Below are 6,673 nucleotides of genomic sequence, written 5' to 3' on the forward strand. Positions count from 1 at the left end.
CGATCCATAAAAGCGATTTGGCGCCCCCGAACGGGCACCAAGGTTAGGTACCGGACTTGATCTTGGTCCAACTCCGGGTGATTAGACGCTGTACCGAGCGGGGATGTGCTTCCTGCACATAGAGTCGCTCCAGCACGGCCTGAGGGGGATATACCTCCTCATTGTTGCGCACCGCCTCATCCATAAACTCGCCCGCCCTTGAGTTGGGATTCGCGTAGCCCACATAGTCGCTGACCTTGGCGATCACTTCGGGCTGCAGGACGTAGTTGATGAGGGCGTGCGCCTCTTTGACATTGGTGGCATCGGACGGGATCGCCATCATGTCGAACCAGAGATTGCCCCCCTCTTTCGGAATGCTGTAGGCAATTTTCACCCCCTTGCCAGCTTCATCGGCGCGGGCAGCGGCTTGCAGGATATCGCCGGAAAAACCGGCCGCCACGCAGATGTCGCCATTGGCGAGATCGCCGATGTATTTGGAGGAGTGGAAGTAGGCCACATAGGGCCGCACCTTGAGCAGCAGCGCCTCGGCCTGCTTGATATCCCCCGTCGCATGACTGTTGGGATCGAGTCCGAGGTAGTTGAGGGCAGCAGGGATCATCTCGTCGGCAGAGTCGAGAAAGGCGACGCCACAGCGAGAGAGTTTCGCCATATTTTCCGGTTCGAAGATGGTGGCCCAGGAGTCAATCTTGTCGACCCCCAGCACCGCCTTGATTTTGTCGACGTTGTAGCCGATGCCGTTGGTCCCCCACAGATAGGGCACCGCGTACTGATGACCCGGATCCACCTTGTCGAGCTGCTTGAGCAGCACGGGATCCAGGTTGGCCAGATTGGGCAGCAGGGATTTATCCAGTTTCTGGAAGGCTCCCGCCTTGATCTGCTTGGCCAGGAAATTATTGGAGGGCACCACCAAATCGTAACCGGTCCGCCCCGTCAGCAACTTGCCTTCCAGGGTCTCGTTGGAGTCAAACACGTCATAGACGGTCTTGATCCCGGTCGCCTGCTGGAAATCGCTGAGGGTGGTCTCACCGATATAGTCAGACCAGTTGTAGAAGTGCAGCACAGGGGCAGCCTGGGCCACATTCGCCAATCCCATGGTCAGCGCTATGGTTAGCAATCTGGTTGTATTCACGGTGTCAGTTCTCCTGTTTCAGTGGTTGACCGTCTGCGCATCCATTCGCGCGGCCCATCCTGATGGATGGCATCACTACCCTCCCGGCCGAACTGCGGACCGGGAGGGGCATTCGTTACTTACTTGCCGGACTTGATCTTGGTCCAGCTGCGGGTCATTAGACGCTGCACCTTGGCCGGCAGATCCGGGAAGGTGTAGATCTTCTGCAGGGTCGCCGCATCAGGGTAGATACCCGGATCGGTGCGGATCGCCTCATCCACCAGCGGGGTCGCCGCCTTGTTGCCGTTCGGGAACTGCACCACGTTGGTGATATTGGCGATCACCTCGGGCTTCATCAGGTAGTTGATGAAGGTGTGGGCCGCCTCGACGTTCTTGGCATCCGCCGGAATGGCGATCATGTCAAAGAAGCTGCCTGCCCCCTCTTTCGGAATGGTGTAGGTGAGCGCGACGCCATTCTTGGCCTCGGCTGCCCGCGCCTTGGACTGCTGCAAGTCACCGGAGTAACCGACCGCGACGCAGAGGTTGCCGTTGGCCAGATCCGAGATGTACTTGGAGGAGTGGAAATAGGCGGTATAGGGACGGATGGAGAGGAACAGCTCCTCAGCCTTCTTCAGCTCGGCCGGTTTCTGGCTATCCGGTTTGAAGCCCAGATATTGCAGGGCAGCCGGCAGCATTTCGGTCGGTGAATCGAGGAAGGAGACGCCACACTCTTTCAACTTGGCCATGTTCTCCGGCTTGAACACCAGATCCCAGGAGTTGACCGGGGCATCGGCCCCCAGCACGGCTTTCACCTTCTCGGCGTTGTAGGCATAGCCGATGGTGCCCCACAGATAGGGGATGGAGTACTGGTTGCCCGGATCGCTCGGCTCGAGCGCCTTGAGCAGGTCGACATCCATGTTTTGCCAGTTGGAGAGCTTGGACTTGTCCAGTTTCTGGAACACGCCCGCCTTGATCTGCTTGGCCAGGAAGGGGTTGGATGGCACCACGATGTCGTAGCCCGAACTACCCGCCAGCAACTTGGCTTCAAGTACCTCGTTACTGTCGAACACGTCATAGACCACCTTGATCCCCGTCTCCTTCTGGAAGTTATCCAGGGTATCCGGCGCTATGTAGTCGCTCCAGTTGTAGACGTGCAGCACCTTCTCTTCAGCCATTGCTCCGGCACTTGCCATGACCAGAGCCACAGAGGCAGCGATCACTCCTGTTTTGAAAGACATCATCCTTGTCTCCTAAGCAAATTGTATGCGCATGCCAACCTGCCCGACCTGCCTCAACCCTTCAGCTTTGCGGCTGTCAGATCCAGACTGCGCCTGGCCAGATCGACCAATTCATCAACCTGTTCCTCGGTGATGACCAAGGGGGGCGATATGATCATGGTATCGCCTACCGCCCTCATCACCAAGCCATTGTTAAAGCAGAACTCCCGGCAAGTCATCCCCGCATTTGCCTGAGCCGGGAAACGCCGGTTGGTCTGCTTGTCCTCAACGATTTCCAGCGCGGCGACCAATCCTTTGCCTCGGGTTTCTCCCACCAGCGGATGATCGGCCAGCTCCGCCCAGCGGCGCTGCAAATAGGGGCCGATAGTATCATGCACTCGCTTAACTATGCTCTCTTTCTGCATAAGCTGGATATTGGCCACCGCCACGGCGCAAGAGACCGGATGACCCGAGTAGGTGAAGCCGTGGTTGAACTCGCCCCCCTCCTCCACCAACCCCTTGGCAACCCGGTCGCTCACCATCACTGCGCCGAGCGGCAGATAACCGGAGGTGATCCCCTTGGCCAGACACATCAGGTCCGGCTTGATGCCAAACCCTTCGCTGGCAAACCAGTGGCCGGTACGGCCAAAGCCGCAGATCACCTCGTCGGCGATCAGCAGGATGCCGTAGTGATCACAGATGCGCTGGATCTCCGGCCAGTAGCTGTCAGGCGGAATGATGACACCGCCCGCCCCCTGGATCGGCTCGCCGATAAAGGCCGCCACCTTGTCCACCCCCAGCTCCAGAATCTTCTGCTCCAGCTGGCGGGCCCGCTCCAGCCCGAACTCGTGGGCACTCATCCCCTGCCCCTCACCGAAGTGGTAGGGCTGATCGATGTGCACTATGCCGGGAATGGGCAGGCCGCCCTGGGCATGCATCCCCTTCATGCCACCCAGACTCGCCCCCGCCACGGTGGAGCCGTGATAGGCGTTATGGCGACTGATGATCACCTGTTTATCAGGCTGCCCCTTGCTGGCCCAGTAGTGGCGCACCATCCGCAGCACGGTATCGTTGCACTCGGAGCCGGAGCCGGTGAAGAAGACGTGGTTGAGATGGGCTGGCGTCACCTCGGCCAGCAGGGTCGCCAGCTCGATCACCGGCGGGTGAGCGGTCTGGAAGAAGAGGTTGTAGTAGGGCAACTGCTGCATCTGGCGGGTAGCGGCATCCACCAGCTCCTGGCGGCCATAGCCCATATTGACGCACCACAGGCCCGCCATGCCGTCGAGAATGCGTTTGCCCTCGGAATCCTCCAGATAGACGCCGCTGGCTTTGGTAATGATGCGCGAACCCTTCTTGTTCAGGGCCTGAAAGTCGGTAAAGGGGTGCAGGTGGTGGCTAGCATCCAGTTGTTGCCACTCACGGGTTGTCTGCTGCATTTGTTGCTCCTCGGTTCCTTCGATTTAGCAATATTCAGTCGTCAAGCAGTCAGGTGGGTAGTCAGGCGGGCTTGCATACTCGCAGCCACAACCACTCACAGGTGGCTGCCGCCACCTGACTCGCGTTTAGGTCTCTTCGATACAGGGACCGGGGAGGCCGACTCCGGCCTCCCCGTTACAGGGGGATCAGACGTTCAGCAGCAGGAACTCCCGCTCCCAGCGACTGATCACCCCGAAGTAGGTCTCGTACTCTTTGCGTTTGACCGCGACGAAAGCGCGGGTGAAACGCTCACCCAGCATCTCCTTGATGGGCTCGCACTGTTCGAGATGGCTGAGTGCCTCCTCCAGCGAGCGGGGCAGGCTGTAGGGCAGGTCATAGGCGCTCGACTTCATTTCCGGCAGCGGCTCCAGCTTCTCCATCATGCCGAGATAGCCACAGGCCAGAGTGGCGGCCAGCGCCAGATAGGGGTTGGCATCGGCACCGGCGAAACGGTTTTCCACCCGCCGCGCGCTCGGGTCGGAGAAGGGCACCCGCAGGCCACAAGTGCGGTTCTCAACCCCCCACTGGACGTTGCGCGGCGCGCTTTCGCCAAAGGTGAGGCGGCGGTAGGAGTTGACGTTGGGAGCCAGCAGGGCGGTCACCGCTGGGGTATATTTCTGCAAACCGGCGATGAAGTGCATGAACTGTTCGCTGTTGCCGCCGTTCGGGGTACCGAACAGGTTGTGGCCGTTCACATCTTCCAGACTCTGGTGGATGTGCATGGCCGACCCCGGTTCGTCACTCATCGGCTTGGCCATGAAGGTGGCATAGATGCCGTGGCGGTGAGCGGCTTCACGCATGGTGCGCTTGAACAGGAACACCTGATCCGCCAGATCGATGGCATCACCATGCAGGAAGTTGATCTCCATCTGGGCGGCGCCCGACTCGTGGATCAGGGTGTCCACCTCCAGCTCCTGCGCCTCGCAGTAGTCATACATGTCTTCAAAAATGGGGTCGAACTCGTTGACCGCATCGATACTGAACGACTGGCGGGCGGTCTCAGGGCGGCCGTTGCGACCAACCGGCGGCACCAGCGGATAGTCGGGGTCCTCGTTGCGGGTGACCAGATAGAATTCCAGCTCGGGCGCCACCACCGGCTTCCAACCCTGCTTCTCGTAAAATGACAGAACCCGACGCAGCACGGAGCGCGGCGCGATGTCGATCAGCTTGCCGTTGACGTCGAAACAGTCGTGGATCACCTGTGCAGTGGGCTCCAGCGCCCAGGGGACAAAACGGATGGTGTTGGGGTCGGGATAGAGCTGCATGTCCCGCTCCAGCGGGTCGATCATGCTGTCGTCATCCGGATATTCGCCGGTCACCGTCTGGGTGAAAATCACCTCGGGCAGACGCATGCCCCCTTCGCGCAAAAACTTGTTGGCTGGGATGATCTTGCCCCGGGCGTTGCCGGTGAAATCCGGGAACAGGCACTCCACCTCCGTGATGCGATTGCTCTCCATCCAGCCTTTGATACTGTCCATGTTAAACCCCGACTTTACGGTTGCCATTGGCAAGGGTGTCTAATATATGGAACACCCTTGTTATAAAATTGTAATCAACATCACCATAAAAGCCCGCCATCAAGGGCAATGTCAAGCGGGCGTGTTTAAAAAACTATAAATAACGGCGCATATAATGACCAAGGCGGCACCAAATACTAAACACTCAAATCCGTACGAAGCCCACCCTTCTCATCGTTGCAAAGGCGATGCCAACAGAGGGTGAAGCGGACGCCAGATCCCGGCCAATCCCCCGCAGGAACGGACCATTTTTTTGCAAGGGCGCACAATCCTTATCCTATTTGCTTTGCTTGGCTGCATTTTTTTGGTACAAGGCCCGCCCTGATTTGCACTCTCTTGCATGAAACAGGTGCAAATCGGGATACAAGGGCTTGGTCTGTAGGCAGACAGCCCCCATAAACAGGGATAATTGGGTTAGTAAACTGACTGGTAGTTAATCGTATGTGTGATTTCATGACTGAAGACCAACTGGCCTTTTACAAGGGGCAGATCGAGCGACAGATCGTCGAGCTCGAAGAGCGCCTGAACTCCCAGGCCAGCCAGGCCATCGCCACCGACACCAACGAGATGGCTGATGAAATTGACCGTGCCAGTATCGAGGAAGCCCGCCGTCTGGAGCTGAACCGCATCGAGCACGACAAGCTGCACCTGCGCAAGCTGCGGGGCGCATTGAAGCGCATCAGCGAAGGGGATTTTGGTTACTGCGAATCTTGCGGTGACGAGATCTCCCTCAAGCGGCTGCATGCCCGTCCGGAATCCCGTTTCTGCGTCGAATGCCAGAGCACCAAGGAATTTAACGATACCCACGTGTTCCGTCGCGTCGCCTGATTCTTCGAAGAACCGTCACCATTCTGGTGCAACAGACGCCAACAAGGCAGGGCCCCGCGCTCAAACCTTGCACAACGCCTCGCAGCAAGATGGTGACAAGTTCTGTTAGACTCCGGACACCTTCCGGAATCTACAGGAGAACAGAGAGTGAAATGGCTCATCAAGCTGTGTTTGTGCCTGCCACTGCTGGCACAAGCACAGGTTCTGACGGTCAAGGTCCCCAGCCGTCCCGTCAACAATCTTGACCAGGAGTACCAGTACAAGCTGCTGGAACTGGCCCTGACCCGCTCCGGGCAACCCTTTCGCATCCAGCCTGTCGAACTCGACCTCAACCAGTTCACCCTCCAGCAGCAGCTGAGCAAGGGCAAGACCATCAACGTCTTCTGGATGGGCACCTCCAGCACACTCGAATCCTCCCTGATTGCCGTCCCCATTCCGCTGTTTCGCGGGCTGGAAGGATTGCGGCTGTCATTCATCCACGCGGATGCTCAGGAGAAGTTCAACCAGATCAATACCCTGGCCGACCT

General features: G+C 58.5%; 5 protein-coding genes and 1 pseudogene. 2 read left to right on the plus strand and 4 right to left on the minus strand.

Annotated elements, in window-relative coordinates:
- Window positions 1–43: 43 nt before the first annotated feature.
- The 4 genes from DBR30_RS16050 to DBR30_RS16065 all read right to left on the minus strand — a co-directional run bounded on the left by DBR30_RS16050 (window position 44) and on the right by DBR30_RS16065 (window position 5,279).
- The gene (locus DBR30_RS16050; protein ID WP_005355476.1) at window positions 44–1,129 is read right to left on the minus strand and encodes a polyamine ABC transporter substrate-binding protein; all 1,086 of its coding nucleotides are present in this window, start codon (window positions 1,127–1,129) and stop codon (window positions 44–46) included.
- Between the two features lie 119 nt (window positions 1,130–1,248).
- A complete protein-coding gene (locus DBR30_RS16055; protein WP_005340709.1) occupies window positions 1,249–2,346 on the minus strand; it encodes an extracellular solute-binding protein in 1,098 nt (365 codons plus the stop codon).
- A 53-nt stretch (window positions 2,347–2,399) separates the two neighbouring features.
- Complete coding sequence (locus DBR30_RS16060) at window positions 2,400–3,761, minus strand: aspartate aminotransferase family protein (RefSeq protein WP_058056392.1); 1,362 nt, start codon at window positions 3,759–3,761, stop codon at window positions 2,400–2,402.
- 186 nt (window positions 3,762–3,947) lie between these two features.
- A complete protein-coding gene (locus DBR30_RS16065; RefSeq protein ID WP_013723370.1) occupies window positions 3,948–5,279 on the minus strand; it encodes a glutamine synthetase family protein in 1,332 nt (443 codons plus the stop codon).
- Window positions 5,280–5,759: 480 nt separating this feature from the next.
- On the opposite strand from DBR30_RS16065, the gene DBR30_RS16070 reads away from it, so the two are divergent.
- Together DBR30_RS16070 and DBR30_RS22360 are read left to right on the plus strand one after the other, a co-directional pair.
- A complete protein-coding gene (locus tag DBR30_RS16070; protein ID WP_005356952.1) occupies window positions 5,760–6,146 on the plus strand; it encodes a TraR/DksA family transcriptional regulator in 387 nt (128 codons plus the stop codon).
- A 147-nt stretch (window positions 6,147–6,293) separates the two neighbouring features.
- Window positions 6,294–6,673: pseudogene (locus DBR30_RS22360) on the plus strand (hypothetical protein); the annotation flags it as partial.

The organism is Aeromonas sp. HMWF017 (assembly GCF_003061465.1).
Lineage (GTDB): Bacteria > Pseudomonadota > Gammaproteobacteria > Enterobacterales > Aeromonadaceae > Aeromonas > Aeromonas veronii.

What these genes read in the sequence shown, in the direction of transcription:
- DBR30_RS16055 (WP_005340709.1), bottom strand. Translation starts at nt 2,346, where the DNA reads ATGTCTTTCAAAACAGGAGTGATCGCTGCCTCTGTGGCTCTGGTCATG.
- DBR30_RS16060 (WP_058056392.1), bottom strand. Translation starts at nt 3,761, where the DNA reads ATGCAGCAGACAACCCGTGAGTGGCAACAACTGGATGCTAGCCACCAC.
- DBR30_RS16065 (WP_013723370.1), bottom strand. Translation starts at nt 5,279, where the DNA reads ATGGACAGTATCAAAGGCTGGATGGAGAGCAATCGCATCACGGAGGTG.
- DBR30_RS16070 (WP_005356952.1), top strand. Translation starts at nt 5,760, where the DNA reads ATGTGTGATTTCATGACTGAAGACCAACTGGCCTTTTACAAGGGGCAG.